Here is a 26435-nt window from a genome sequence, read left to right on the forward strand (position 1 = left end):
CTTATGGTTTAATTACTGTGGTGCCGGTAGCATAGTTAAGGTCGGCGATAGACTTTTGCAAGGTGAACTGTTGTTGCAGCATCTTTAGCTTGGTATCTTTGTAGGTATCAAAAAAATCAACAAACTCTACCAGGCCTATCTGTCTTTCTTTAAAGCTCTTCAGCATATTGTCAAAAAGTTTATCGTACTGTTGGTTAAAGCCTTGCTCTTGCGTGCTGAACAATTGTTTACTCAGGTTATACTGGTTCACGGCGGCTACCACATCGTTCTTCAGGCGGGTCTCGCTGTCCTTTACTGTAGCTTCCTGGCTCATCACGTTATGTTTAGCCGACTTAATATTGCCTTGATTGCGGTTAAAGAAAGGCAAAGGCATGCCTATCTGTAAGCCGTAGTAATTCATGGCGTAACTGCTATTGCGGTCATAAGCCACACCCAGCGTAATATCCGGTACGGCCATCGCTTTTTGCAGGCTTAGGTTATGCGTAGCCGATTCCAGTTGATATTGGTTGCTCAGATAGTCTGCGCGGTTGATCTTTGCTTGCGCGATCAGATCCTGTGTATTCAGGATGCTGCTTTTATCAGGAGAGGGGTTAACTATCGGCGATACAAAGGTGGTCTCGCTGGTCTGCAACAAAGTTTTTAACTCAGTTTGCAGGTCGTTGATCTGCTTATTATTCTCGATCATATCGTTCTGCAACCCGAACAGCATCGCTTTCAGGCGTATAAGGTCCTTCATAGAGGTATTGCCCACGTCATACGACTTTTGAATGGCATTGACCAGGTTAGTGGCGGCTGATATCTCGTTCTGATAAACCTTACCTTGCTCGATCAATGTGGCCAGCTGACTAAAATCTAACTGCAGGTTATAGCGCAGGTTGCGCATCAGATCGTTAAATTCGGCTTGCTGTACTTTGGCATCGTCTTTAGCTACCTGCACTTGCTTGCCCCGTTTGCCTGCCGTGCGGAACACCTGGCTCAGCTGAACGAAGATCTGGCCCATTCCTTCGCCCTCATTATGATAAAAGAATTTTTTGCTGCCACCATCGTAAATATTCTGATCGGTGGTCAAATCGGGGTTGTCCCACAATTTGGCTTGATCGACCAGCGCCTTACTGGCCTCAACATTGTATTTTTGAGCAAGCAGGGCAAAGTTGTTTTGGATAAACTGTTTTTCGGCATCCTGAAAATTAAGCCGAAGCGTATCGGTCGTTTGCGCATCGGCCAAATGCGCTGCCCCGATCGCCAGGGTAAACAGCACCGCGGATGCCAGTTTGTGTTTTAGTAACATGAGTTTGATCAATTAGATGATGCAAAGGTTGACAACGCGTATGAAGATTGTGTGAAGAGGAAGAGGACTCACCCGCCCATCGCTTCGCTGGGGCACCCTCTCTTCGCCTTTGGCGGAACGAGGGTAGAAGATCTGCTAAAACTATTACTCGACACTCCCCGCCCTTTTTCCGCTTTAGCGAAGAAAGGGCAGACGCACTAAGTGCCGTCGGGAGAGTAACCCAGTAGGTAGAGCCACTTGCAAAGGACAAGTTCGATCACTATTTTTAGCTGGTATGCCTACCATCACAGAAATATGCAGAGAACTACGCCGACGTGAAACGCCGGCCGAAAAAGTTTTATGGCAACATTTGAGAAACCGCCAACTGCTTGGATATAAATTTCTGAGACAATATCCTATAACTACCCTATCTGCGGAAGGCCGAAGGATTTGCTTTATACCAGACCTATACTGTCATCAGGCCAAATTGGTGATCGAGGCTGATGGCCCTATCCATCTTTTAAAAAAAGAATATGATGTTTACCGGGACGAGGTATTATTACTTTTGGGGATAACAACGTTGAGATTTACTAATGACGAAATATTGTTTGATACAAACTCTGTACTTAATAGAATTTCCGAACAGTTGATGCGCAGATAACAAAGCCGACGAGTTTACTCACCCGCCCGTCGCTTCGCTGGGGCACCCTCTCTTCGCCTTTGGCGGAAAGAGGGTAGAAGTTGTCGTGTCGAACTAACGGGGGCAACTTTATCCATTATGCCTTCCGCCCTCTTTCCGCGCAGCGAAGAGAGGGCAGCGTCGTCGGGGTGAGTAGACCTGCAGGTAGAGCCATTTGCAAAGTATCAACAAACACCGATAAACCTATCAATTCAAAAATTCCCTCTTCCCCATTTCACCGATCTTTTATAGTTTAGGCATCGCAAAGCCGACACCAGCCATGAAGAAAGAACTGATCCTGGAGACCATTAATATCACCAAGAATTTTTTTGGCGATAAGTCGTCGGGGGTCAATAATATCACCTTGCTGATACCCAAGGGGAAGATCACCGGTATCGTCGGCGAAAGCGGCAGTGGTAAGACCACCCTGTTGAAATTGCTGGCCGGTACGCTGGTGCCGGATTCGGGCGAGGTATTCTTTCATCAGGAATTATTGCCCGACCGGGAGAAGAACCGTCAGGATGTCCATCGGTCCATCAAATTCCTTACGCAGGATAATTACGAGATGGACCTGCAAAGCACTGTTTGGGAGAACGTACGCGATGGCCTGGCCGAGAGCGAACAAAAATTCGAGACCAAAAAGGTGTCCGAAGCATTGACCCAATGGAGTATCCGCCACCTGCACGATCAGGTCTTTGGTAAACTCAGCGGCGGCGAAAAGCAACGAGTGACCATAGCCAAGGCCCTCATCAGTAAACCTGAAGTACTTTTATTAGACGAGCCTTTTAACCAGGTTGATGCCCACTATCGCGAAAGCCTGCAACAAGATATCCGCGACATTGTTGCCGGGCAAGGAGTGACCGCCATCCTCGTATCCCACGATCCCGCCGAACTGCTCAGTATGGCCGACCAATTGGTAGTCATTAAAGAAGGCGAGATCGTAGAAAGCGGCAGCCCCGAAGATCTGTACGAGTCACCACAATTATTATATACCGCACTGATCCTGGCGAGCGGTACCCAACTTACCCCCACCCAGGCTAAGGTTTGCGGCGTCAGTACCAAGCGTGGCTCGGTAGTGGTATATGCCGAGGATGTGAAGGTATCGCGGGGACTATCTAATAATTGGATGGTGAATAAGATCCTGTTCAAGGGAATTTATGAGGAATTGATCGTTGAATACAAAAACGTCCAACTACGGGTATTGAACCGCAGCAAGGGAAAATATAAGATCGGCAGCAAAGTGAGTGTGAGTGTTAAAAAGTACCATGAGTTTGGGAGGTGGTCTTGACCGCTGATTATTGACCGCTGAAGTGTTCTTTTGCAAGTGATTACGCTGATATTTGACCGCTGACTTTATCTTATCGTAGTTAATCTCGAAGATCCGCTGACCCTCGATATTCCAAACGCTCAAGTGCGTATCAGCGCCATCAGCGAAATCATGCTCTTCGGTGGTCATTCTCATCAGCGGTCGTTAATTTTTGTTAAATCAGCTTAGCGATCCCACATCATCCCATAATAAGTTTTACCTTTAGGCCAAGTTTGTTATTTTCGCAGGCAAACGAACGGTTATGGAAGAATTTGAGGCAAGTACATCGGCAAGCAAAACCAAAAGCATTTATATCTCTACCGTGTTCGGTATAGCTATGGTATTGCTGATGGTGGGTTTACTGGGGCTGATCCTGGTGCACGCCAGCAGCCTGTCCAAGTATGTGAAAGAGAATATCGTGGTCAATATTTTTGTTGACGAGAGCGCCCGCGAAGCCGATGTTATGCAGTTTGAGCGCCAGCTGGCCACCAACCCAATGGTGAAGCACTCGCAATACGTAAGTAAAGAGATAGCTGCCCGCAACCTGCAAAAAGAGTTAGGGTCGGATTTTGTATCGTTTTTGGGTTACAACCCCCTTTCGCAATCGGTAGATGTTTACCTGAAAGCCGAATTTGCTAATAATAAGGATATTGCCAAGTTTAAAGCCGAGTTGCTGAAGAATCCGTTGGTTAAGGAGGTGAAATACCAGCAATCACTGGTCGATAAAATGAACGAGAACCTGGGATCCATCACGCTGGTCATCCTGGTATTTGCAGGCATATTCATAGTAGTATCGGTAGGACTGATCAACAACACCATTCGTCTGGCCATTTACTCGCAACGTTTCCTGATCAAGTCGATGCAGTTGGTTGGTGCTACAAGGGGCTTCATCCGCAAACCGTTCCTGTTGTACGGCATCTGGCACGGCCTGTTAGGCGCACTGATCGCTATTGTGTTATTGATGGGTACGCTTTACCTGTCTTATAAAACCCTACCCGAGCTGGTGGTACTGCGTAACTATGCAGAGTTCGGTCTGGTGTTCCTTGGCATCATCGCTCTGGGTATCCTGATCGCCGGATTGAGCACATACGCAGCGGTGAGCAAATATTTACGTTCAAAGATCATTAATTTATACAGATAATAACAATGGCACAAAAATACGTTCGCCCTACAGCGGCAACCAAACAGACCGAAGTTGACAATGCACCGGTAACCCTGCTTTATGATAAGACCAACTACACCATCCTTGCCGTTAGCGTGCTGATCGTGGCTTTAGGTTTCTTTGTGATGTCGGGCACGACCGATATTTACAGCACGGCTAAGATCGTGGTTGCCCCGCTGATCGTTCTGGCCGGTTTTGGCCTGGGTTTTTACGCCATCCTTAAAAAGCCTGCCGCTAAGTAATGGACATGTTTCAGGCGGTCATCCTCGCTATCATCGAGGGCTTGACAGAATTTCTTCCCGTATCCTCTACCGGTCACATGGTGTTAGCCAGCTCATTTATGGGCATCGGCGAAAAGCCATTTGTAAAACTTTTTGAGGTGGTGATCCAACTGGGCGCTATCCTTTCGGTAGTGATCCTTTATTACAAGCGCTTTTTAAAGTCTGTTGATTTCTACTTCAAACTGGTGGTAGGCGTTATCCCGGCCGTTATAGTTGGGTTGCTATTTAAAAAACATATCGATCAATTGCTGGAGAGTCCACTGGTGGTAGCGTCATCGTTACTGGTGGGCGGTGTGATCCTTTTATTTGTTGACGATTGGTTTAAAAAGACCAACGAGGTTAAAGGCGAACCGCAAGAGATCAGCTATGCTACCGCTCTTAAAGTAGGCTTGTTCCAATGCCTGGCCGTAGTGCCGGGTGTATCCCGCTCTGCAGCTACCATTGTTGGTGGTATGAGCCAAAAGCTGACCCGCACAGCGGCAGCCGAGTTCTCGTTCTTTTTGGCCGTACCGACGATGTTCGGCGCGACATTGAAAGAGGTTTACGATTTTTACAAACATACCGAAGGTACGCTGTTCACCAACGAAGAGATCAAATTGCTGATCGTAGGTAACGTAGTGGCATTCATTGTAGCTATGCTGGCCATCCGCAGCTTCATCACTTTTTTGGAGAAAAAAGGTTTTAAGCTATTCGGTTATTACCGCATCATTGTAGGCGCGGCTTATATCATCGCTTATTTTGCAGGATATAGACTGGTCGAATAACAGAAGTGAAAAATATTGATGATGCCGGGCTTGGTCCCGGCATTTTTTGTTTATGGGAAAATATTTTTTTTATTTCTCTTGATTGTGTAAAGAATAATCTTTATATTTGTATTGCTCTGTTCTTTCGTAGAGACACGATAACTCGTGTCTCGCACCACGAAGGTTCACCATTGCAATAGTGAACCGAATTACATAGTCGACCTGCAAAACCTTAGACGCGAGGTGTCGCGTCTCTACAGAAAAAATATCTTTCATTCCATTCGGACAGTAGGTGACGGCTATTCCTTATCCGCTCCTTATATTGTCCTACCAATACAAAACCACATCTTACTACATGAAGTTAAGCCGCAAAATATTCACGTTAGCACTGTGTTCGGTCGCCGCTATCAGCTATAACCAAACTATCGCGCAACTAAAAAAAACAGCCAGCCCCATGAGGTCGGTCGAGACCGGATTTATTACCGCTCCTGCCGATATTCAGACCAGCGTTTATTGGTATTGGATATCCGACAATATCTCAAAGTCGGGCGTGGTGAAGGATCTGGAGTCGATGAAAAAGGTGGGTATCAACCGGGCTTTTATTGGTAATATTGGTTTGGACGATACGCCATATGGCAAAGTAAAGATATTTACCGACGAGTGGTGGCAGATCATGCACCTGGCTTTGAAAACGGCTACGCGATTGAATATCGAGATAGGTATCTTTAATAGTCCGGGTTGGAGCCAGTCGGGTGGACCATGGGTGAAGCCGGGTCAGGCGATGCGTTATTTGGCATCGTCTGAGGTATTGGTGAAAGGTCCGTTAGCTTACAAAGCAAAACTTGCGCAGCCCCATAAAGATTTTCAGGATGTGCAGGTGATCGCTTATCCGGTAGGTGATGATTTCGCGGCCGATATATTTAACCTGAAACCAAAGGTGAGTATCTCGCCTGAGTTGGACGGCATCGAACAGGTCAGCGATCGTAACGATGCTACCGGCATCAAATTTAAAAATGGCAAAAAATATACTTTAGATATCGTTACTGATGGTAACTACACCGCCCGCAGCGTCACCATCACCCCGACCGCCAACCCGACACGTTTAGAGGGCGACATCTTGGCCGCCGATGCTGACGGCACCTTTAAAACCATCAGACATTTCAACATTGACCGTACCAACCGCGACCTTAACGTTGGTTTTAAGCCTTATGGTGCAGGCGCGATCTCTATCCCGGCAACGTCGTCAAAAAATTTCAGGATCGTTTTTGATAAGGTGCAAAATGGCTCCGGTATAGCAGAAGTGAAGATATCATCGACACCGATGGTGGAAGATTATATCGAAAAGACCTTAGCCAAAATGTGGCAAACGCCGTTCCCTTATTGGGATGCTTACCAATGGAAAGCGCAACCTGTTGTGGATGATCAGCGTTTGGTGATAGATCACGCAAAGGTGATCGATATCTCTAAATTCCTGACTGCTGATGGCTCACTGAACTGGACCGTCCCTGCCGGCAATTGGGTGATCGAACGCACCGGCATGACACCTACCCAGGTGAAAAATGGCCCCGCATCGCCCGAGGGCGTGGGTCTGGAGGCCGATAAGATGAGCCGCAAACACATCGAAGCGCATTTTGACGCTTATTTAGGCGAAATATTAAGACGGATCCCTGCTGCCGACCGCAAAACCTTTAAAGTGACCGTGCAGGACAGCTACGAGACCGGCGGACAGAACTGGACCGATAGCTTTATTGCCGACTTTAAAACTACCTATAAATACGACCCAACACCATACATACCTGTGATGCAGGGCAAAGTGGTAGGTAGCCAGGATAGGTCGGACAGGTTTCTTTGGGATGTAAGGCGTTTGATTGCCGATAAAGTGGCTTATGATTACGTAGGTGGCCTGCGCGATATAAGTCATAAACACGGACTGCGTACCTGGTTAGAGAATTATGGACACTGGGGTTTCCCCGGGGAGTTTTTGCAATACGGCGGACAAAGCGACGAGATAGGCGGCGAGTTTTGGAGCGTAGGCATGCTGGGCGATATCGAGAACAGGGCGGCATCATCGGCGGCACATATTTATGGCAAGACCAAGGTATCGGCCGAATCATTCACCAGTGGCGATCCGGCATTTTCCCGTTATCCAGCCAAAATGAAACAACGTGCCGACAGGTTCTTTACCGAGGGCATTAACAACACATTGATGCACGTGTACATAGAGCAGCCTGATGATGCTAAAGTACCGGGTGTTAACGCGGGCTTTGGGGCGGAATTTAACCGCAATAATACCTGGTTTTATGATATGGATATCTTTATCAAATACCTAAAACGTTGCAATATGATGCTGCAGCAAGGACGGTATGTGGCCGATGTCGCTTATTTCATCAGCGAGGATGCCCCAAAAATGACCGGCGGCCGCGACCCCGAAATGCCAAAAGGATACTCTTATGATTATATTAACGGCGAGGTGATCAAGACCCGCCTAAAGGTAATTAACGGTCGGTTGACCCTGCCCGATGGTTTAAGCTATGGCGTATTGGTGCTACCAAAACTGGAAACCATCCGTCCGGAACTGTTGACCAAGATCAAAGAATTGGTTATGCAAGGCGCGATAGTACTTGGTCCAAGGCCGTCGCGCTCGCCGAGTTTGGCTAACTACGGTGCGGCAGATAAGCAGGTGCAGGCACTGGCGGCTGAGCTGTGGGGTAAGGTTGATGGCAGGTCAGTCAAGGTGAATAAATATGGCAAAGGTTTGGTGATGGACGGCATGACCATGCAAGAAGCGCTGGACCATATCAAAGTGAAACCAGACTTTATCAGCGGGAGCAATGATATCCTGTACATCCATCGTAAACTGACGGACGGTGAGGCTTACTTTATATCCAACCAAAAAGATGCCCCGGCAAAATTTGATGCCCGCTTTAAAGTGAACGGCATGGTGCCCGAATTGTGGGACCCGGTAACCGGCAGCATCCGTGACCTGCCCGCTTTCACCCAAAGCACCGACGGTACCGTTGTGCCAATGGAACTGGACAGAACTGGCAGCGCCTTTGTGATCTTCCGCAAAAAAGGTAAGCCGACAGGAGCAAAAGAGAACTTCCCGGTAGCGACGCAAACCGTAAAAATCAATAGCTCGTGGCTGGTAAACTTTGACCCGAACATGCGCGGACCAAAGCAGACCGTGAAATTTACCGAACTGATGGATTGGAGCAAAAGCCCGGTAGATAGCATCAAGTACTATTCGGGATCGGCCAGATACTACCAAAACTTTAAGCTGGACAAACAGGCAGCAGGTACTAAAGTGTTTTTAGATCTGGGTACGGTGACCGCCATTGCCAAAGTAAAAGTGAACGGCGTAGATGTTGGCGGAGTATGGACCGCTCCGTATAAAGTCGACATTACCAAAGCCCTTAAATCCGGCGATAACGAGTTAGAGATAAAAGTGACCAACAGTTGGGTCAATCGGTTGATCGGCGATAGTAAAATGCCTGCCGAGCAACGCCCAACATCGCTATATCATAACCCTTACAGGCCGAATAGTGGCCTGCAGACTTCGGGATTGGTAGGACCGGTGAAGTTAGAGGTGGTGAAGTATTAACATGTTTTAGATCCCTCATTGGGGAAGGATGAGAGAGGTTGTGCTGAAATGGCAGGGAGGGGTTCGCCGATATACATCGTGGCAAACCCCTCCCTGCTACCGCTCATTTCCGGCCCGCCTCTCCCCAAGGAGGGAATTTAGGAAAAACCTTACTTTAACCCGTAAGTAAGGTAACCGCCATCAACCACCAACTCTGTCCCGGTGATAAAACTTGCCGCGTCAGATGCTAAAAATAGAACGGTATTAGCAACTTCACTTGGATCGCCAATACGCTGTAACGCGGTGGCTGCTGCTAATAATGGTTTAGCTTCGGCTGGTACTGCGCCCTCTAAGCCAGGTGTTTGGATAGGTCCGGGACTGATGATATTAACACGGATATTTCTGGGCGCTAATTCATTTGCGGCTATCTGTGCGATCTTGTTCACTGCTCCTTTAGTAGCCGAATATACACTGGTGCCTAAATTGTTAGCCGTAGCAACGGTTGACGACGTGAATATCACAGCCGAACCATCTGCTAAATGTGGAATGAGTTTTTGAAGGGTGAAGAAATACCCCTTCACGTTGGTATTGAACTGTGCGTCAAAATCAGCTTCGGTGGCTTGTTCTATCGGCGCAAATGTCGCTATCCCGGCGTTAAGGAAAAGTACATCTAACTTACTGCCGCTGTCCGCTATAGCTTTCTCCAAGATAGTTATCCCATCTAAAGTGGATGTGTCTGAAACTACCGTCTTTAAATTTGGGCTGTTGATCTCTGCAGCTACTTTTTGTAAGTTGGCAGCGCTCCGGCTGGTGATCCATACAGTCGCACCGGCGTTAATAAATGCTTTGGCGGTTGCTGCGCCTATACCGGTGCTTCCGCCGGTTATTACTACGTTCTTGTTGTTGAAATTCATTTTAATTTTCATTAGTTAACGGCACAAACTTACAGCATATAGATTTATTTTAGTTACTTTGTAACTAAAAGTAACAGTAACATTTGAGTAACCAGGTAACTTATGACCGACTATGTTTGCCATCCGGGGCACAAAACCGAGATCATGGCCATTCACGATGCGATGGACGTATTAAGCGGTAAATGGAAGATATCCATTATATCGTCTCTTTGTTATTATAACCAAAGGCGATTTTCTGACATATTGAGCGACCTCAATGGTATATCCAACAAGATGCTAAGCAAAGAGCTGAAAGAATTAGAACAGAATAAACTGATCAAGCGGAACGTGCAGGATACCCAACCCGTGACCGTCCATTATAACCTGACCGAATACGGCTGGACATTACAAGGCATCATCCATGACCTTGCCGCTTGGGGAAAGAAACACCGGGATGTGATCGTGGGCAGCTGATAAACGATGACCTGATCGTAAATAAGCCTGCGGCCACTCTAATATTTTTGCTTGCCCCGTATAGGTTATAGGTGCGTTATCTAAATTTACATTCATAAAAACAAAAATTATAATTTAGGCTTATCTAAATTATAATTTTGACTACATTTGAATTGTAATTTAGAACTACATCAACCTATGAAAATATTGTCTACTACTTTTCTCATCCTCTGCGCCTTAAGGCTGCAAGCGCAAACTGCCCTGGTGACGGGTAAGGTCACTGCCGAAGGTAAACCTGTTCCTTATGCATCGGTTGTGATCAAGGGTGCCAGCCTGGGCGGTAGTACCGACGCGGAGGGCAAATTCCAGATAAAAAATGCCCCGGAGGGCAGCCGAGTATTGTTGATATCGGCTATCGGTTATCAAAAGCAGGAAGTAAAGGTCGACCTGAAAGCGGGCACGAACAATATTTCAAATATTGTCCTTGACGGGGAAGGCTCGCAACTGAACGAGGTGACCGTGACCGGATCAAGCCGGGCGGTAGAGTTAAGGCGAAACCCGGTATCGGTAGCGGTAATGAGCAAAAAGATGATGGATCAGAACACCAATACCAACCTGATAGATGCGGTGGTAAAAGGTGTGCCGGGTGTGAGCGCGGTCACCACGGGGCCAAATATCTCTAAACCGTTCATCCGTGGGTTGGGCTATAACCGGGTACTGACCTTGTACGACGGCTTGCGTCAGGAAGGCCAGCAATGGGGCGACGAGCACGGCATCGAGATCGATCAATACGGCATTGGCAGAGCCGAGGTGGTTAAAGGTCCGGCAAGTTTGATCTACGGGTCGGACGCGGTGGCCGGCGTGATCAACCTGATCCCTGCCAAACCCGAATATCAGGACGGCAAAATGAGCGGCGATGTAGCGCTGGACTATCAGGGTAATAACGGTCTGCTGGGTTCGTCCTTAGGTTTTAGTTTCAGGAAGACGGATTGGAAATATTCGTTCAGAGCGACATCTAAGCAAGCGCATAACTATACCAACCGCATTGATGGCTTTGTTTATGGCACGGCCTACAAAGAATACAACTTTTCGGCCAGTGCCCGGGTCGATAAGCCTTGGGGATCCAGCAAAATAGCCGCGACCATTTACGACAACAGGCAAGAGATCCCCGACGGTAGCCGCGACTCGCTGAGCCGCCGTTTTACCAAACAGGTGTTGGACGCAGGGGATGATATTACCAACAGGCCGATCGTCCCGAACAGCAGGCTGAATAATTACAGTATTGCCGCCCTGCATCAGAGGATACAGCATTACCGCGTTTACAGCACATCCGAATTTAAAGTGAAAGATGGCACCATTAACTTGATGCTGGGCGGTCAGCAGAGTGTGCGCCGCGAGTATAATCACCCTACGGTGACGAGTCAGCCGGGTTTGTATGTGGTTTTGAATACGCTGAACTACGATCTGAAATATAATCTGGCCCCGATCCACGGCATCGAAAGCACCATCGGATCGAACGGGATGTATCAGCACAACAGCAGCCGCAACGGTACCGATTTCCCGATACCGGACCATCAATTGTTCGATGCAGGTGCTTACCTTTTCGCCAAGCGGACCATGGGTAAATTCGATGTGTCGGGCGGCGTAAGGTATGATAACCGCAACATCAGTTGGAACGACTTTTATGTAGGCACTAACCCGCAAACGGGTTTTGGCCAAAAGGTGAACGCGGGTACGGCCGGTGCCGATCTGCAATTCCCGGCGTTCAGTAATCGTTACACCGGCATATCCGGTAGTGTGGGCGCTACTTATAATATTAACGAACGGTTGTTGTTGAAGGCTAACATTTCCCGGGGTTACCGTGCCCCCAATATTACCGAGGTGGGTTCCAACGGACTGGATCCCGGTGCGCACATTGTTTATTTAGGCAACCGTAACTTTAACCCCGAGTTTAACCTGCAACAGGATGTCGGCGTGATGGCTTATCTGAAAGATGCCGACATTAGCCTGGAGGTTTTTAATAACCAGATCGATAATTTTATTTATCAGTCACGGCTGACCGATGCCAACGGCGATCCGGTAGTGATCGTTCCGGGTAACTTGACCTATCAATACCAGCAATCCGCCGCACGCTTATATGGTGGCGAACTGACCGTTAACCTGCACCCCACCAAAATGCCCTGGCTAAATTTTAATAACAGCGTGGCCCTGGTGATCGGCTTAAATAAAAACCAACAATTACTGGACCGCTACGGCGACCAAGCTAAGTATCTGCCATTTATCCCACCGTTGCACGCAAGGTCTGAAATAAAGCTGACCGCGCCTAAGCGGATGATCGGGTTGAACAAACCATTCTTTAAAGTAGAAGCCGATATGTACGATGCTCAAACCCGTTTTTACGCGCTGGACGATACCGAGACCTTTGCGGCAGGTTACACGCTGATCAATATGGCCGTTGGTGGGACGTTCAAAAACAAGGCAGGCAAGGGTTTATGCGACCTGCTGTTGCAGGCGCAGAACATGTTTGATGTGGCCTATCAATCTAACCTGAACAGGTTGAAGTATTTTGAGTACTACCGAGCATCGCCAACAGGCTACACCGGGATCTATAACATGGGCAGGAATATTGGCTTGAAGGCGATATTTTATTTTTGATCTGTTGTTTTTCTAAATCCCTCCTCGGGGAGGGGCGGGCAGATCGTGCGCAAATGCAGGGAGGGGTTAGTCGATATGCATCAACGTTAACCCCTCCCTGCCACTTCACTACCTATCGCGCCCCTCCCCAAGGAGGGATGCAGGAAGCCTACCGCTCTGCAACCTCTTTTAGCTTAGCCAAAGCGATCGGCCAGTCGTTCTCGAACATCTCTGCCCATTCTTCATCTATTCGCAGGTTGATGGTCAGCTCGGTAACTCCGTTATTTTCAGCAAAAACGTATTGCTCAATGCCCGGGGTTGCGTTTAAGTCCATAGCTACAACACCGCCCTTGTCTAATACGGCATTGTGTTGTAAGGTAATGGTATCATATAATTCGAATTCGGTCACCTTTGCCAGCATGCCCGAGCCGTCCGGGCCGCCAAAGCGGATCTCGGTGTCTTTTTTCCAGGTGCCTTCATAGTCAGATCCCGGCCAGGCGGCGCCTGTCCATTCTTTATAAGTTTCGCGGTCGAGCATGGTATCCCATACATTTTGTTTTGGCGCGTTGATGGTCGCGTGGAATTGCAGGTCTTTCATTTTGATCGGTTTTAATGGTGTCTGTCTGCTAAGCAGATAATACAAATATGCGTATTCGGTATTTGTGGAGTAGGGGTTGGTTAAGACAAATTTGGGGTCGGATCGCGACAGAGGGATATTGGTAGGATATCCATTTGTCTTCCGTTTGCGAGACAATTTGCATCTTCGCTATGCACACGCCGTTCTTTTCCTGATAAAAGAACCAAGATCAGAATAGTGCCAATGCTTCTACGCACAAGCCTTTACCCTGCAGGCGGTCAACGCCCGGGCGCGCACACGCCCAACGCATTTGACCACCTCACCCGAAGCCGTGCCACTGTCGGGAAAGGAAGAGCGTGGGAGCTATGGTGATATTAGCACCATCCTTCAATCTAAACCCGGTAGCAGCGGAAACCCCGGAGTATGTGAAGGACGAGTGTGGCGGCCGGCGAGGAGTTGCAGCGGATGACGGGACTGCGGCGACCATATAACCCGGACCTTTCGTTTTCAAAACCGCCTCAAAAGAAACATCTGAAATGGGGCATCTGAAATACTAAATAAATTATATTTGCCCTATATTGCATATAGGATGCCGATAAAAGGAAACCAGTTCAAGACGAATACTTTAAAGGGTGAGAATGAGCCGCGCGGCAGTAAACCGCGTAGCGGAGGGGAGCGCGCGCCGCGCACGGAGCGGTCGCGGATGGAGATGCCGTCGCTGACTTTTGAGAGCGGCAAGCTGATCAAGATACTGGGCTTGTTCTGCCTGGTGTCGTCGATATTTTTCCTGATCGCCTTTACATCATACCTGTTCACCTGGCAGGAAGACCAGAGCTACGTGGCCGAGGCCAACGGCGGTTGGAGCAATCTTTTTAAAACCACCAAGGAGTTGATGGACAGCGGTGTTAAAGACCCGGTGGTTGATAACTGGCTGGGCAAATTTGGCGCGTTGCTGGCTAACCAATTTATATACGAGTGGTTTGGCGTGGCATCGTTCATTTTTGTGGGGGTGTTCTTTATCATCGGCTATCGGTTGTTATTTAAGGTGAGGATATATTCTATCCTGAAGACCTTTGGTTACGCGTTTTTTGGACTGGTATTTATATCCCTGACCATTGGTTTTATCCACGCTTTTGTAAGTGACTACGCGCACTATCTGGAAGGGCAATTTGGCTTTTGGAGTAACCGGTTACTGGCGGCACAGATCGGTGAGTCGGGTGTAGGCTTTGGGTTGATATTCGTATTACTGACCTTTTTGGTGATCGCTTATAACATCGACTTTAAACTGCCCGAGCGTAAGCCTAAGGAAGTTGCTTTAGAGGATGACGAAGAAGATACCGACATCGTTCCGCGTAATGTAGAACTGGTGGACGAGGAGATATTTGAACCTGTAGAATGGAAAAAGAACGGTAAGCAACATGTGCCGATCCAAACCAATCAGGAACGTTTGCAGCAGCCTAATGTAAGTGTGCGCCCTGTAAATTTGGAGGTTGAAAAAGAGACCGTAGTGCCGCGTAGCACCAGTTTTGAGGTAGAGAACACCATGCGCCACGAGCCGGTGACCTTAACCCCCGACCCGGTGGTTGCAGATGACGAGCCGGTTGACGAGACCGAGATACCTTTAGAGGTAGAGACGGCCCGCCCAACGCCGGTGACCGCGATAGAAGAAAGCGACCCTAAAAAGGTTGCCAACGCGCTGGTTGAGCAGTTCGGTACTTTTGATCCTAAGCTGGACCTATCGAGCTATAAATACCCGCATGTTGATCTGTTAGAGAATTACGGATCTAACAAGATATCGGTAAACAGCGACGAGTTGGAGGCTAACAAAAACAAGATCGTTGAGACGCTGAACCACTACAACATTGAGATAGACAAGATCAAAGCCACCATTGGCCCAACGGTGACGCTGTACGAGATCATCCCCGCGCCAGGGGTGCGTATATCTAAGATCAAAAATCTGGAGGATGATATCGCACTGAGCTTAGCGGCCTTAGGTATCCGTATCATTGCGCCAATGCCGGGTAAGGGTACTATCGGTATCGAGGTGCCTAATCAACACCCGGAGATGGTGTCTATGCGGTCGGTGTTGGCTACAGAAAAATGGCAGAACAATACCATGGACCTGCCGATAGCCCTGGGTAAGACCATCAGCAACGAGGTATTTATTGCCGATCTGGCTAAGATGCCCCACTTACTTGTCGCGGGTGCTACAGGTCAGGGTAAATCGGTCGGTATCAATGCCATCCTGGTGTCTTTGCTTTACAAAAAGCACCCGGCCGAACTGAAGTTTGTGTTGGTGGATCCTAAAAAGGTGGAGCTGACCTTGTTCCGCAAGATAGAGCGCCACTTCTTAGCCAAACTGCCCGATGAAGCCGACGCGATCATCACCGATACCAAAAAGGTGGTGAATACGCTCAACTCGCTTTGTATAGAGATGGACCAGCGTTATGACCTGCTGAAAGATGCGGGCGTGCGTAACCTGAAAGAATACAATACCAAATTTGTTAACCGTAAACTTAACCCGACCGAGGGACACCGCTTTTTACCATTTATCGTGTTAGTTGTCGACGAGTTTGCCGATCTGATGATGACCGCCGGTAAAGAGGTGGAAACGCCAATAGCGCGTTTGGCCCAGCTGGCCCGTGCCATTGGTATCCACTTGGTGATCGCTACACAGCGCCCGTCGGTTAATATTATTACGGGTACCATTAAGGCTAACTTCCCGGCGCGTTTGGCGTTCAGGGTATTGTCTAAGATAGATTCGCGCACGATCCTTGACGCAGGTGGTGCAGATCAACTGATCGGTCGCGGTGATATGTTGCTGGCTACGGGCAGCGACCTTATCCGTATCCAGTGCGCATTTGTTGATACCCCTGAGGTAGAAAAAATAGCCGATTATATTGGCGAGCAACGCGGTTACCCATCGGCTTTACTATTGCCTGAATTTGTGGGCGAAGGAGAAGCCAGCAGCAGCGCTAAAGAGTACGACCCGGATAATCGCGACCCAATGTTTGAGGATGCCGCCCGTTTGATCGTTTTGCATCAGCAAGGATCTACCTCGCTTATTCAACGGAAACTGAAACTGGGTTATAACCGTGCAGGCCGCATTATAGATCAGTTGGAAGCGGCCGGTATTGTCGGGCCGTTCGAGGGTAGCAAAGCACGTGATGTTTTGTATCCTGATGAATATAGTTTGGAAAGACATTTAGAGGAATTGGCGAAGGGGGGAGCGTAGCCTCTTCCTAACCTCCCTTCACAACTAACGTCATTGCGAGGAACGAAGCAATCTCTACACTTTAAGGTCGGATAAGCAAAGCCGCCCTGCTAACGTAGAGATTGCTTCGTTCCTCGCAATGACGTGCTTAGTAGTTAAACCTATCCAAACAAAACCCATCCAACAAACATTAACCATTCAAATGAAAAAGATCAGCATATATATATTCCTCTTGTTCGTAGGCATTAACCAGACATCGGCCCAAAAACAAGATCCAAAGGCCATGGCAACCGGTAAGGATGATAAAGCCAAAGCTATCCTAAAACAGGTGAGTGCCAAATACCGCAGCTACGGCTCTATCATGACGGATTTTACTTTTACCATAGAAATACCGCAAAGCCCTAAGCATACCCAGGCCGGTACGTTGATCACAGCCACTAAAACAGGTAAATATAAAGTGACCTTGTACGACCCGGCTAACAAGACTGACATTGCGCAAGAGATCTACAACGACGGCAAGATCCAGTGGACCTATACTAAACGTGATAAGGAAGTACAGATAGACAACGTAAGCAAAAGCCCCGACGCAATGAACCCGGCCACGCTTTTCACCATGTACGAGAAAGGTTACAAATACCTTTACACCGGCGAGCAAAAGATGAATGGCAAAATTTATCAGGCGGTAGAACTGAGTCCGGAGGATGAAAAAAGTTCTTTCTTTAAGATCAAGTTGTTTATTGATAAAGCCAAACAACAGTTATACAACGCCGTGATCTTCGACCGTAACGGTAGCCATTATACTTATACGCTTACCAAGGTCGTCCCCAACGTAAAGATCGGCGACGCTACCTTTGTTTTTGATAAAGTGGCACATCCGGGTGTAGGGGTGAATGATCTGAGGTAGTTTTGGATGTATAAATGTGAGGATGATCTGCTATCTTTAGAATGTATGCAGCGTTTCGACACCCTCCACTGGCTCAACATCGTCCGCAAGATCCTGCTTTCTTTACCCGGCGTAGAAGAATACAGCCTGCACAACACGCCCGGCTTCCGTGTCAAGAAGAAATTGTTAGCTCGCGTACGCGAGGATGGCGTGTCGGTAGCCATCCATAGCGATAATCGCGACGTTTGGATGCAGGCTGAGCCCGAAGTGTTCTTCATCGAACCGCATTATTTCAAATACTCCTACGTATTGCTGAACTTGCAAACCACATCCGAAGAAACCCTTAGCAATGTTTTGACCCAAGCATGGAAGGAATGTGCGCCGAAGCGGATGCTGCAAGTGTATATTGAAGAACATCCGCGGTAAGATAGATCATAGCGGTCCATTCTAAAATTCGTGTAATTCGCATCGATCAAAGAAAATTCGTGTTTAACTAAATTTAACACGCTATCACGATCGGGAGTCCCCTGCATTTTGCCTCAAACTCTTACCTTTATCCCATGACCAAAGCCATTGTATTCGACCTCGGTGCTGTGCTGATCGACTGGAATCCGCACCATCTGTATAAACAACTCTTCGCCAGTGAGGATGAGATGAAATACTTCCTCAGCAATATTACCACCATGGATTGGAACGAGGAACAGGACATGGGCCGTTCGTTACAGGAAGGTACCGATATTTTGGTAGCCCAACATCCTGAACATGAAGCCAACATCCGCGCTTATTACGGCCGTTGGGAAGAAATGCTGGGCGGCGTTATCGAGGGAACTGAAAAAATCTTTCAGCAACTGAAAGCAAGCGGCAAATACGAAATGCTGGCCCTCAGCAATTGGTCGGCCGAGACGTTTGTGATCGCTCAGGAGCGTTACGAAGTATTGAACCAGTTTGATGGCGTGGTGGTATCTGGCATTGAAAAAACACGCAAACCCTTTCCTGAGTTTTATCAGATCATGTTGGACCGTTATCAGCTTAAACCCGAAGAATGTTTATTCATCGACGACAACTTGCGCAATGTGAAAGCGGCTGAGGCGATGGGAATACCGTCGATACTTTTTGTGGGAGCTGAGGAGTTGGGGGGGGAGTTGAGGGAGAGAGGGATATTGTAAATACTGGCTTCAGTTTGTAACTGAAGCCTATGGATAAATGAAAGTCTGTGACTTTCGACAGTCGAAGACTGTCAACATCGCGAGGCTTCAGTTACAAATTGAAGCCAGTATTAGGGACAAATTGGGGATATTAAAAATCCTTATTCAGCAATTTCTCCAACTCCGCAAAGCTGATGTTGGCTTTTACGCGGCCTTGTTTGGCGTAGGATATCTCGCCGGTCTCTTCGGATATGATGATGGCGGTGGCATCGTTTGCTTCGGTGACGCCAATGCCGGCACGGTGGCGCAAGCCAAATTGGGCAGGCAGATCGGTCTTGTCGGTTAAGGGTAAAATGCAACTGGCTGATTTGATCTTGTTGCCGGCTATGATCACAGCCCCGTCGTGCAGCGGACTATGTTTTTGAAAGATGCTCTCTAACAGGCGTTTGCTGATCTTGGCCTCCATCATTTCGCAACTGTTCTGGTAAAGTTGCTCATCGTAATATTTTACAAAAACGATCAATGCGCCGGTATTGGTGGCCTTCATGCTTTTGGCCGCGTCGATGATCGGTTTAATGCGGGCGTAGTTATTTTTCTCTACCTCTTTTTTGCCAAAGAAGTAACGCCACCACTCGCGGTTGCGTTGCAGCGATGCATTTTTACCCACCAGTAACAGGAAGCGGCGTATCTCTTGCTGAAAAACGATCAATATAGCTATCCCACCAACTTTAATGAAGTTGCCAAGCATAAAAGCGGTAAGGGTAAGATATTTCTCAACCGCGAAGTAAAGCACACAAAGTACCAATCCGCCGATAAAGATATTGGCAGCAATGGTCCCTTTGATCAAATTATAAAGCTGATAAATAAGAAAAGCCACCAGCAGTACATCTACCACCGACAGGAAATTGAACTTTGGGAAATTGAGGTCCATCATCAGCATGCTACGAAGTTAATTGAAATAGCTTAAAGCGAAAAGACCAAAGCAGAAAGCTTTTAGGAATACCGAAGCTTGGTCGGCGATGAACTTTTTGCCCGCGCAACACTTAGCTTTAGAATGGCTTTGTCATAGCCAGCTAATTTTAGAGTATACCCCTAAACATTTAAGGAAAAATATCCGTTCCTTTATAATAGAAAGGGCTACCATGAGAGGTTTTGGATTTTCTAAGTTCACTCCCCGCCAAATAGAAAAAGGCGGATTCGATGAATTATTGAAATTATTTTTAGAATTGCTTAACTACACCTCCGGCGATGCAGGCGAAGCTTTGGCCTGGATGAACGAATTGGATAAGCAATACAACATCACCAACGACGAGTACGGCATGGGTGATTTTATAGACGAACTGAAGCAAAAAGGCTATCTGAACGAGGATAACCAGAGCGGGGAGTTCGCGATCACGGCCAAGACCGAGCAAAGCATCCGCAGTTCGGCTTTGGAAGAGATCTTTGGTAAGTTGAAAAAGTCGGGGCGAGGTAACCACCGCTCGCCAAAATCGGGACAGGGCGACGAGCGTAACAGCGAACGCCGCGAGTTCCAGTTCGGTGACAGTTTGGACCAGATCGATATGACCCAATCGATCCACAACGCGCAGGTCAACCACGGCATCGGCGATTTTATGATGACCGAGCGCGATCTGGAAGTGGAGGAAATGGACTTTAAGACCCTTACCTCTACTGTGCTAATGATCGATATATCGCACTCTATGATCCTGTACGGCGAGGACCGTATCACCCCTGCCAAAAAAGTTGCTATGGCTTTGGCCGAACTGATCCGTACCAAATATCCTAAAGACACTTTGGACATCGTAGTTTTCGGTAACGATGCCTGGCCGATCACGTTAAAAGACCTGCCTTATCTGCAAGTAGGCCCGTACCACACCAATACTTATGCCGGTCTGGAACTGGCGACCGACATCCTACGCCGTCGCAAGACCAGCAACAAGCAGATCTTTATGATCACGGACGGTAAGCCGACCTGCTTAAAAGAAGGCACGAAATATTACAAGAACAGCATCGGCCTTGACCGTAAAGTGGTGAATAAAACACTCACCATGGCCGCGCAATGCAAACGCCTAAAAATACCGATCACCACTTTTATGATCGCCAAGGACCCTTACCTGCAACAGTTCGTCCGCAAGTTTACGGAGACCAATGGCGGTAAAGCTTTTTATAGCTCTTTGAATGGATTGGGTGAATATATTTTTGAGGATTATATCCGTAATAGAAGAAAAACTGTTAGATAGTCCGATAGTCGGGAAGACCGAAAGTCCGAAAGACGGAGAATAGTTTCGAAGTTAGAAGGACTGGAAAACATCATCAGTTAAACCTATAATAATAAAAGCTTCCGGACTTTCCGACTTACGCGGACTTCCGGACTAATCAAGAACAATGAGCAAATTACTATCTATAAAAACATTAGGCGAGTTAAAGGCTACCGGTTACAAAAGCCGTAGCGTTAAAGAAGAGTTACGTGATAACCTGACCATCCAATTACAAAAGAAAGAGGGTGGCTTTGAGGGCATCGTTGGTTACGAGGATACGGTTATCCCGGATCTGCAGACGGCTATTTTATCGCGCCACAACATCTTATTATTAGGTCTGCGCGGGCAGGCTAAAACCCGTATAGCCCGTTTGCTGGTGAACTTACTGGATGAGTATGTGCCCTACATTGAGGGTTCAGAATTATTTGATGACCCTTTGGCGCCGATATCCTGGTATGGTTCCAGCCAAATAGAGATACATGGCGATAAAACGCCTATCGGCTGGATACACCGCAGCGAGCGCTATACCGAAAAACTGGCCACGCCGGATGTTACCGTTGCCGACCTGATCGGTGATGTGGACCCGATCAAGGCAGCCACATTGAAACTGACCTACTCTGATGAACGCGTACTGCATTTCGGTCTGATCCCGCGCGCGCACCGTGGTATATTCGTGATCAACGAATTACCCGATCTACAGGCACGTATTCAAGTTTCGCTGTTCAATATCCTGCAAGAGAAGGATATCCAGATCCGTGGTTTTAAACTGCGCCTGCCACTGGATATCCAATTTGTGTTCACCGCCAACCCTGAAGATTATACCAACCGTGGTTCTATCGTTACCCCATTAAAGGACCGTATCGAAAGTCAGATATTGACGCACTACCCGCGCTCGGTAGAGATATCGCGCAAGATCACCCAACAGGAGGCATCGCTGACCGAATCGCAAAAAGCCAACATAGAAGCTGATGGATTAGTAAAAGACCTGGTAGAGCAGATCGCGTTCGAGGCACGTAACTCGGAGTACATCGATAAAAAATCCGGCGTGTCTGCCCGTTTGACCATATCATCATACGAGAACCTGATCAGTAATGCCGAACGCCGTATGCTGATCAACGGCGAGAAGAATACTTTTGTCCGCATTTCAGATTTCCTTGGTGTCATCCCGGCCATCACCGGTAAAATAGAGTTGGTTTACGAGGGTGAGTTAGAAGGTCCGGCTAAGGTTGCCAATATCTTATTAGGCAAGGCCATCAAGACCTTAATGCTGCAATACTTCCCTGATCCGGAGAAAGCTAAAAAATCTAAAAAGGCAAACCCTTACGGCGCGGTTACCGCCTGGTTCGGCGATGCTAACAATTTAGCTTTGGTTGATGGATTGCCGGCCCGTGAATATAAAGAAGCTTTGAACTCTGTAAATGGATTAAAGGATGTTGTAAAGAGCTTCCACCCTAAACTGAGCGAAAATCAACAGTTGTTATTAATGGAATTTATCCTACACGGCCTGGCCGAGTTCTCGCAACTGAACAAAGGTTTCCTGGATAACGGTTTCGCTTTCTCGGATATGTTTGACAGTTTATTTAACTTGCAACCCGATGACGATGACGACCTGGATCTGGATAATGACAGATATTAGTCGTAAAATATAAAACACCCCGTCATTGCGAGGAACGAAGCGATCATTACGATCAGAGGTCGGATTAGCAAACCCGCTCTGCTTACGTAGAGATCGCTTCGTTCCTCGCAATGACGTTTAAAACTAATGCATGCATAGCCTCTTCATCCAACTCTTAGTTGGTGCAGTCCTTTTACTGATCGATGCCTACCTTTTCCACGGGTTGAAGGCGGCATTTGTAAAACGAAAATTCGTCCACAGCAAGCTATTCCCGATCATTTACTGGACTTTCAGCATCGGCATACAGGTGGCCTTGCTCTGTTGTATTTACGTAAAACTGGGGGTCGGTATCAGGGCCATGTTCATGGTGTTGTATTTTATCACGCAAACAAGTAAACTTTGCTTCCTGCCGTTTCTGGTTATCGACGATATTCGCAGGCTGATCATCAGGGCAAGGACCAAGAAAGAGCCGCAACCTGTTGTAGAAACTACAACGTCCGAACCCGCCAAACCGCTCGAGCAAACCCCGATCAGCCGCTCATCTTTCCTGATGCAGGCGGGCATTATGGCTACCGCGGTGCCGATCGTGGGGATGGGAGCGGGGTTAATGAATAAATTGGGCTGTTTTGATTATCGCATCAAAAGGGTGAACTTGTACCTGCCCAACCTGCCCAAAAAATTTGATGGCTTGCGCTTGGGGCAGATATCTGATATACATACGGGTAGCCTGCGTCGTAAAGACCGGGTGCGCATCCGCGGCGGGGTAGAAATGCTGCAACGCGAGAAGGCCGACCTGATCTTCTTTACCGGCGACCTGGTAAATGACGTTGCCACCGATGTTAAGCATGTTTACGATATCTTTCAAGATATCAAAGCACCGTTAGGTGTATTTTCCATTTTGGGTAACCATGATTACGGCGACTACTCGCAATTGACCGGCGAACCGCGCCGCAAGAACCGCGAGGATATGAAGACCATCCACAAAAATTATGGCTGGGACCTGATGCTGAACGAGAACCGCCGCCTGAAAGTAGACGGCGAAGAGATCGGCATCCTTGGGATGGAGAACTGGGGGATGCTAAGCCGCTTCCCTAAATACGGCAACATGGAGCAGACCGTCAAAAACACCGATGATCTGCCTGTAAAATTGCTCCTTTCCCACGACCCATCACATTGGCGCGCCGAGGTGGTAGCTAAATATCCGCAAATAGATATGGTATTTGCCGGACATACTCATGGCATGCAGTTCGGTGTGCGTACCGATGATTTCCAATGGAGCCCCGTTGAATATCTGTATTCCGAATGGGCAGGTCTGTACCGCGAGAAACAACAGCAGATCTATGTGAATGTGGGTTATGGTTATGTAGGTTTCCCGGGCAGGGTTGGAATTTTGCCGGAGATCACGATATTTACATTACGGTCGGGCGAGGATCCAGCACTTAAAGCATAAACCACCAACCCGCCGACCATACATTTTACCATCTGTTGATGAAGAAACTTTTCAGGCCGGTTCTCGACTTTCTGCTTTTCAGCAACGTGTTTATGGCGTTGTGCGCGGTGGCGCAGGCATTGGTCACTTTCCATCTGATCGGGTCAAGACCTGTGTACGCTGTCCTTGGGTTGCTTTTCGTAGCCACGCTTGCCGAGTACAATTTTGCTATCCTATTGGTAAAACCCGGAGCGCAACCGCTAAAGTCCCCCTTCCGCAGGGTGAGGTGGTTCTATAGCCATCATAGGCTGATGATCACTTTTACCATTGTATCGGTGCTGCTGATGATCCCGCTGTTCTTCATGATATCCATGCAGTCGCGCCTACTGCTATTGTTCTTGGGAGCGTTATGTGTGGGTTACAGCATGCCGATATTCACCATTGGCGAGCACAAATTTGGCTTGCGCCATGTGCCTGGGTTGAAGCCATTCTTGATCACCATTGTCTGGACATTTAGCTGTGTGCTGTTCCCGGTGTTAGAATCACAGGATCTGCACCTCACCAGCATCAACATGCGCGATACCATGATCCTGATCGCCAAGCGGTCACTATTGATCGGCGCGCTGACTGTACCATTCGATATCCGGGATCTGTTCCATGATAAGAAGCACGGCTTAAAGACAGTCGCTGTAGCCTGGGGCGAAAAGGGGGCTTACTTGTTCTGTCAAGCTTTGTTAGCAGGCTACCTCATCTTACTCTTCATGTTCCGCGATAATGGCTTTACGATAGATTTTTGGGCGCTTGCCGTTACGGTCGTTCTAATGGGCTGGCTTATCTTCCGCTCTAAATGGGAAAAGAATGAGTACTACTATTTCTTTTACATGGATGGCGTGCTGATCCTACAATATGTGATGTTGGTCGCCTTCAATTTCATCTTTAAATAACGTTGGCATCCAACTACGATAACGCCGCCTGGTTTTACCGCCGCTTGTCGAGGTTGGTTTATGGCGACACGCTGATCAACGCTCAAACTCATTTTCTTGACCATATTCCACTTAACTCCCGCATACTTATCGCCGGCGGCGGCGATGGGGAATTGATCGAAGCGCTGAGCAAATTACACCCATCTGGCCTGCACATCACTTATGTGGAGTTATCTACTAAGATGATGGCGATAGCCAAGCGAAAGAACGCCGCCAATAACACGGTCATCTATCTGAACCAACCTATTGAAGATGCCGGTTTGACAGAGCCGTTCGATGTGGTGATTACCGCTTTCTTATTGGACAGCCTATCCCCGATAATTTTTGATAAAGTATTTGCTACCCTTGATGGACTGCTCAAACCCGAAAGCATTTGGCTCAATACCGACTTTCAACTAACGGGCAAATGGTGGCAAAACCCGCTGCTTAAAAGCATGTATTATTTTTTCAGGCTGATGGGCTGTGTGGATGTAACGGAGTTGCCGCCTATAGCTGAGCGGTTTACTTCGATGGGGTATGTTGCAGATGCAGAGCGGGCTTTTTTTGGGGAATTTGTGTTGGCGTCGGTGTATAAGAGAAAGACCTTATGAGAGTTTTATTAACCACAAAGGGCACGGAGGTTTTCACAAAGGACACAAAGCCTTTATGGTCAATAAAAGGTCTTTGTGTCCTTTGTGGCTTCTCTCTTTGTGCCCTTTGTGGTTAGATCTCCGACACTTAATTACGCCTCGGTTTCTTCCAAACCGAACAGTGCCATTTCATCAGCACTCGGTCCGTAAGGGCCGGGGATGGCCACATCAAGCAGACGTAAGAACACGCCTAACTGTGCACGGTGGTGGATCATCTGCCCCATAGACATGTGTATCACGCCGGCTTTGCTATCGGTAAAATAGATCATCTCGCCATTGCGCATGGTCCAAGGGATATCCAGGAACTCTTCGGTCGCTTTCTCTAACTCAACTAAAGACTTGGCTACGTTAGCGTCGAATAGTTCCAATGCGTCGGCTACATTTGCTACCGGGCGTTCGGTGAAGCCTTGGGCAAAGTCCAGTTCGTTGGTAGTGAGGGTCATGTGTATCCAGCCGCCAATATCGGCCAAGTGACTCACCAGGCGGGCAATGGTCATGCTTTTAGGGTGTGGCTGCCAGGCAAAGTCTTCGTCTTTAACGGTCGCCAACATTTTGCGGGTTTCGGCAGCTTCTTCGATCAGGTTCTTTTTTAAAAATGCTAAGAGTTTCATAATGTGTAATGTTTTGTTGTTTGACTTTATGATACAAAGGAACCACCCCCTAATGACAGCCCTATGTCAGCAGGGAAAACTGAATTGAAAATA

The 26435-nt window shown here is 47.8% G+C and carries 23 protein-coding genes; 18 read left to right on the plus strand and 5 right to left on the minus strand.

Going from position 1 to position 26435, the window contains the following annotated elements; genetic code table 11:
• Nucleotide 1: 1 nt before the first annotated feature.
• Nucleotides 2-1288, minus strand: a complete 1287-nt coding sequence (locus IRJ16_RS18385) for a TolC family protein (protein ID WP_194113106.1) — start codon at nt 1286-1288, stop codon at nt 2-4.
• Nucleotides 1289-1562: 274 nt separating this feature from the next.
• Between IRJ16_RS18385 and IRJ16_RS18390 the strand changes: the two genes are divergently transcribed.
• The 6 genes from IRJ16_RS18390 (at nt 1563) to IRJ16_RS18415 (ending at nt 9039) form a co-directional block, all read left to right on the plus strand.
• Nucleotides 1563-1928 (plus strand): endonuclease domain-containing protein, encoded by a 366-nt coding sequence (locus IRJ16_RS18390; RefSeq protein ID WP_194113107.1) that lies wholly within the window; start codon nt 1563-1565, stop codon nt 1926-1928.
• Nucleotides 1929-2226: 298 nt separating this feature from the next.
• Nucleotides 2227-3234, plus strand: a complete 1008-nt coding sequence (locus tag IRJ16_RS18395) for an ABC transporter ATP-binding protein (RefSeq protein ID WP_194113108.1) — start codon at nt 2227-2229, stop codon at nt 3232-3234.
• A 280-nt stretch (nt 3235-3514) separates the two neighbouring features.
• On the plus strand, nt 3515-4393 hold the full coding sequence (locus tag IRJ16_RS18400; RefSeq protein ID WP_194113109.1) for a cell division protein FtsX: 879 nt from the start codon (nt 3515-3517) through the stop codon (nt 4391-4393).
• Nucleotides 4394-4398: 5 nt separating this feature from the next.
• Complete coding sequence (locus tag IRJ16_RS18405) at nt 4399-4656, plus strand: DUF3098 domain-containing protein (protein WP_194113110.1); 258 nt, start codon at nt 4399-4401, stop codon at nt 4654-4656.
• Entirely contained in the window at nt 4656-5459 is an 804-nt protein-coding gene (locus tag IRJ16_RS18410) for an undecaprenyl-diphosphate phosphatase (RefSeq protein ID WP_194113111.1), read from the plus strand. Before IRJ16_RS18405 ends, IRJ16_RS18410 begins: the two co-directional genes overlap by 1 nt.
• A 334-nt stretch (nt 5460-5793) precedes the next feature.
• Complete coding sequence (locus tag IRJ16_RS18415) at nt 5794-9039, plus strand: glycosyl hydrolase (RefSeq protein ID WP_194113112.1); 3246 nt, start codon at nt 5794-5796, stop codon at nt 9037-9039.
• 149 nt (nt 9040-9188) lie between these two features.
• On the opposite strand, the gene IRJ16_RS18420 is transcribed toward IRJ16_RS18415, so the two are convergent.
• A complete protein-coding gene (locus IRJ16_RS18420) occupies nt 9189-9932 on the minus strand; it encodes an SDR family NAD(P)-dependent oxidoreductase (protein WP_194113113.1) in 744 nt (247 codons plus the stop codon).
• 102 nt (nt 9933-10034) lie between these two features.
• Between IRJ16_RS18420 and IRJ16_RS18425 the strand changes: the two genes are divergently transcribed.
• The gene (locus tag IRJ16_RS18425) at nt 10035-10385 is read left to right on the plus strand and encodes a winged helix-turn-helix transcriptional regulator (RefSeq protein ID WP_194113114.1); all 351 of its coding nucleotides are present in this window, start codon (nt 10035-10037) and stop codon (nt 10383-10385) included.
• 177 nt (nt 10386-10562) lie between these two features.
• Nucleotides 10563-13019 carry a TonB-dependent receptor gene (locus IRJ16_RS18430; RefSeq protein ID WP_194113115.1) on the plus strand — a complete coding sequence of 819 codons (2457 nt, stop codon included), beginning with the start codon at nt 10563-10565 and terminating at the stop codon, nt 13017-13019.
• A gap of 148 nt (nt 13020-13167) precedes the next feature.
• Here IRJ16_RS18430 and IRJ16_RS18435 read toward each other — a convergent pair whose 3' ends face one another.
• Nucleotides 13168-13596, minus strand: a complete 429-nt coding sequence (locus IRJ16_RS18435) for an SRPBCC family protein (RefSeq protein WP_194113116.1) — start codon at nt 13594-13596, stop codon at nt 13168-13170.
• Between the two features lie 222 nt (nt 13597-13818).
• Between IRJ16_RS18435 and IRJ16_RS23055 the strand changes: the two genes are divergently transcribed.
• The 5 genes from IRJ16_RS23055 (at nt 13819) to IRJ16_RS18455 (ending at nt 18838) form a co-directional block, all read left to right on the plus strand.
• Entirely contained in the window at nt 13819-13947 is a 129-nt protein-coding gene (locus tag IRJ16_RS23055) for a hypothetical protein (RefSeq protein WP_262893679.1), read from the plus strand.
• 217 nt (nt 13948-14164) lie between these two features.
• The gene (locus IRJ16_RS18440) at nt 14165-16810 is read left to right on the plus strand and encodes an FtsK/SpoIIIE family DNA translocase (protein ID WP_194113117.1); all 2646 of its coding nucleotides are present in this window, start codon (nt 14165-14167) and stop codon (nt 16808-16810) included.
• Nucleotides 16811-16991: 181 nt separating this feature from the next.
• Nucleotides 16992-17693: a LolA family protein gene (locus IRJ16_RS18445; RefSeq protein ID WP_194113118.1), complete on the plus strand. Its 702-nt coding sequence runs from the start codon at nt 16992-16994 to the stop codon at nt 17691-17693.
• A gap of 45 nt (nt 17694-17738) precedes the next feature.
• The gene (locus IRJ16_RS18450) at nt 17739-18098 is read left to right on the plus strand and encodes an MmcQ/YjbR family DNA-binding protein (RefSeq protein WP_194113119.1); all 360 of its coding nucleotides are present in this window, start codon (nt 17739-17741) and stop codon (nt 18096-18098) included.
• 134 nt (nt 18099-18232) lie between these two features.
• Nucleotides 18233-18838, plus strand: coding sequence for an HAD family hydrolase (locus tag IRJ16_RS18455; RefSeq protein WP_194113120.1), 606 nt, complete (start codon nt 18233-18235; stop codon nt 18836-18838).
• A gap of 130 nt (nt 18839-18968) precedes the next feature.
• Here the strand turns inward: IRJ16_RS18455 and cdaA are convergent, their stop codons facing one another.
• Nucleotides 18969-19757 carry a diadenylate cyclase CdaA gene (gene cdaA / locus IRJ16_RS18460; RefSeq protein WP_194113121.1) on the minus strand — a complete coding sequence of 263 codons (789 nt, stop codon included), beginning with the start codon at nt 19755-19757 and terminating at the stop codon, nt 18969-18971.
• Between the two features lie 202 nt (nt 19758-19959).
• Here cdaA and IRJ16_RS18465 point away from each other — a divergent pair, with 202 nt between their 5' ends.
• From IRJ16_RS18465 to IRJ16_RS18485, 5 genes are all read left to right on the plus strand, one after another.
• On the plus strand, nt 19960-21057 hold the full coding sequence (locus IRJ16_RS18465) for a vWA domain-containing protein (RefSeq protein ID WP_194113122.1): 1098 nt from the start codon (nt 19960-19962) through the stop codon (nt 21055-21057).
• 145 nt (nt 21058-21202) lie between these two features.
• On the plus strand, nt 21203-22711 hold the full coding sequence (locus IRJ16_RS18470; protein WP_194113123.1) for a sigma 54-interacting transcriptional regulator: 1509 nt from the start codon (nt 21203-21205) through the stop codon (nt 22709-22711).
• 130 nt (nt 22712-22841) lie between these two features.
• On the plus strand, nt 22842-24140 hold the full coding sequence (locus IRJ16_RS18475; RefSeq protein ID WP_194113124.1) for a metallophosphoesterase: 1299 nt from the start codon (nt 22842-22844) through the stop codon (nt 24138-24140).
• Between the two features lie 38 nt (nt 24141-24178).
• Nucleotides 24179-25063: a UbiA prenyltransferase family protein gene (locus tag IRJ16_RS18480; protein ID WP_194113125.1), complete on the plus strand. Its 885-nt coding sequence runs from the start codon at nt 24179-24181 to the stop codon at nt 25061-25063.
• 2 nt (nt 25064-25065) lie between these two features.
• On the plus strand, nt 25066-25692 hold the full coding sequence (locus tag IRJ16_RS18485) for a class I SAM-dependent methyltransferase (protein WP_194113126.1): 627 nt from the start codon (nt 25066-25068) through the stop codon (nt 25690-25692).
• Between the two features lie 131 nt (nt 25693-25823).
• Here IRJ16_RS18485 and IRJ16_RS18490 read toward each other — a convergent pair whose 3' ends face one another.
• Nucleotides 25824-26342, minus strand: coding sequence for a DinB family protein (locus IRJ16_RS18490; RefSeq protein ID WP_194113127.1), 519 nt, complete (start codon nt 26340-26342; stop codon nt 25824-25826).
• Nucleotides 26343-26435: the final 93 nt, after the last annotated feature.

Origin of the sequence: Mucilaginibacter myungsuensis (assembly GCF_015222005.1) — a bacterium.
GTDB lineage: Bacteria > Bacteroidota > Bacteroidia > Sphingobacteriales > Sphingobacteriaceae > Mucilaginibacter > Mucilaginibacter myungsuensis.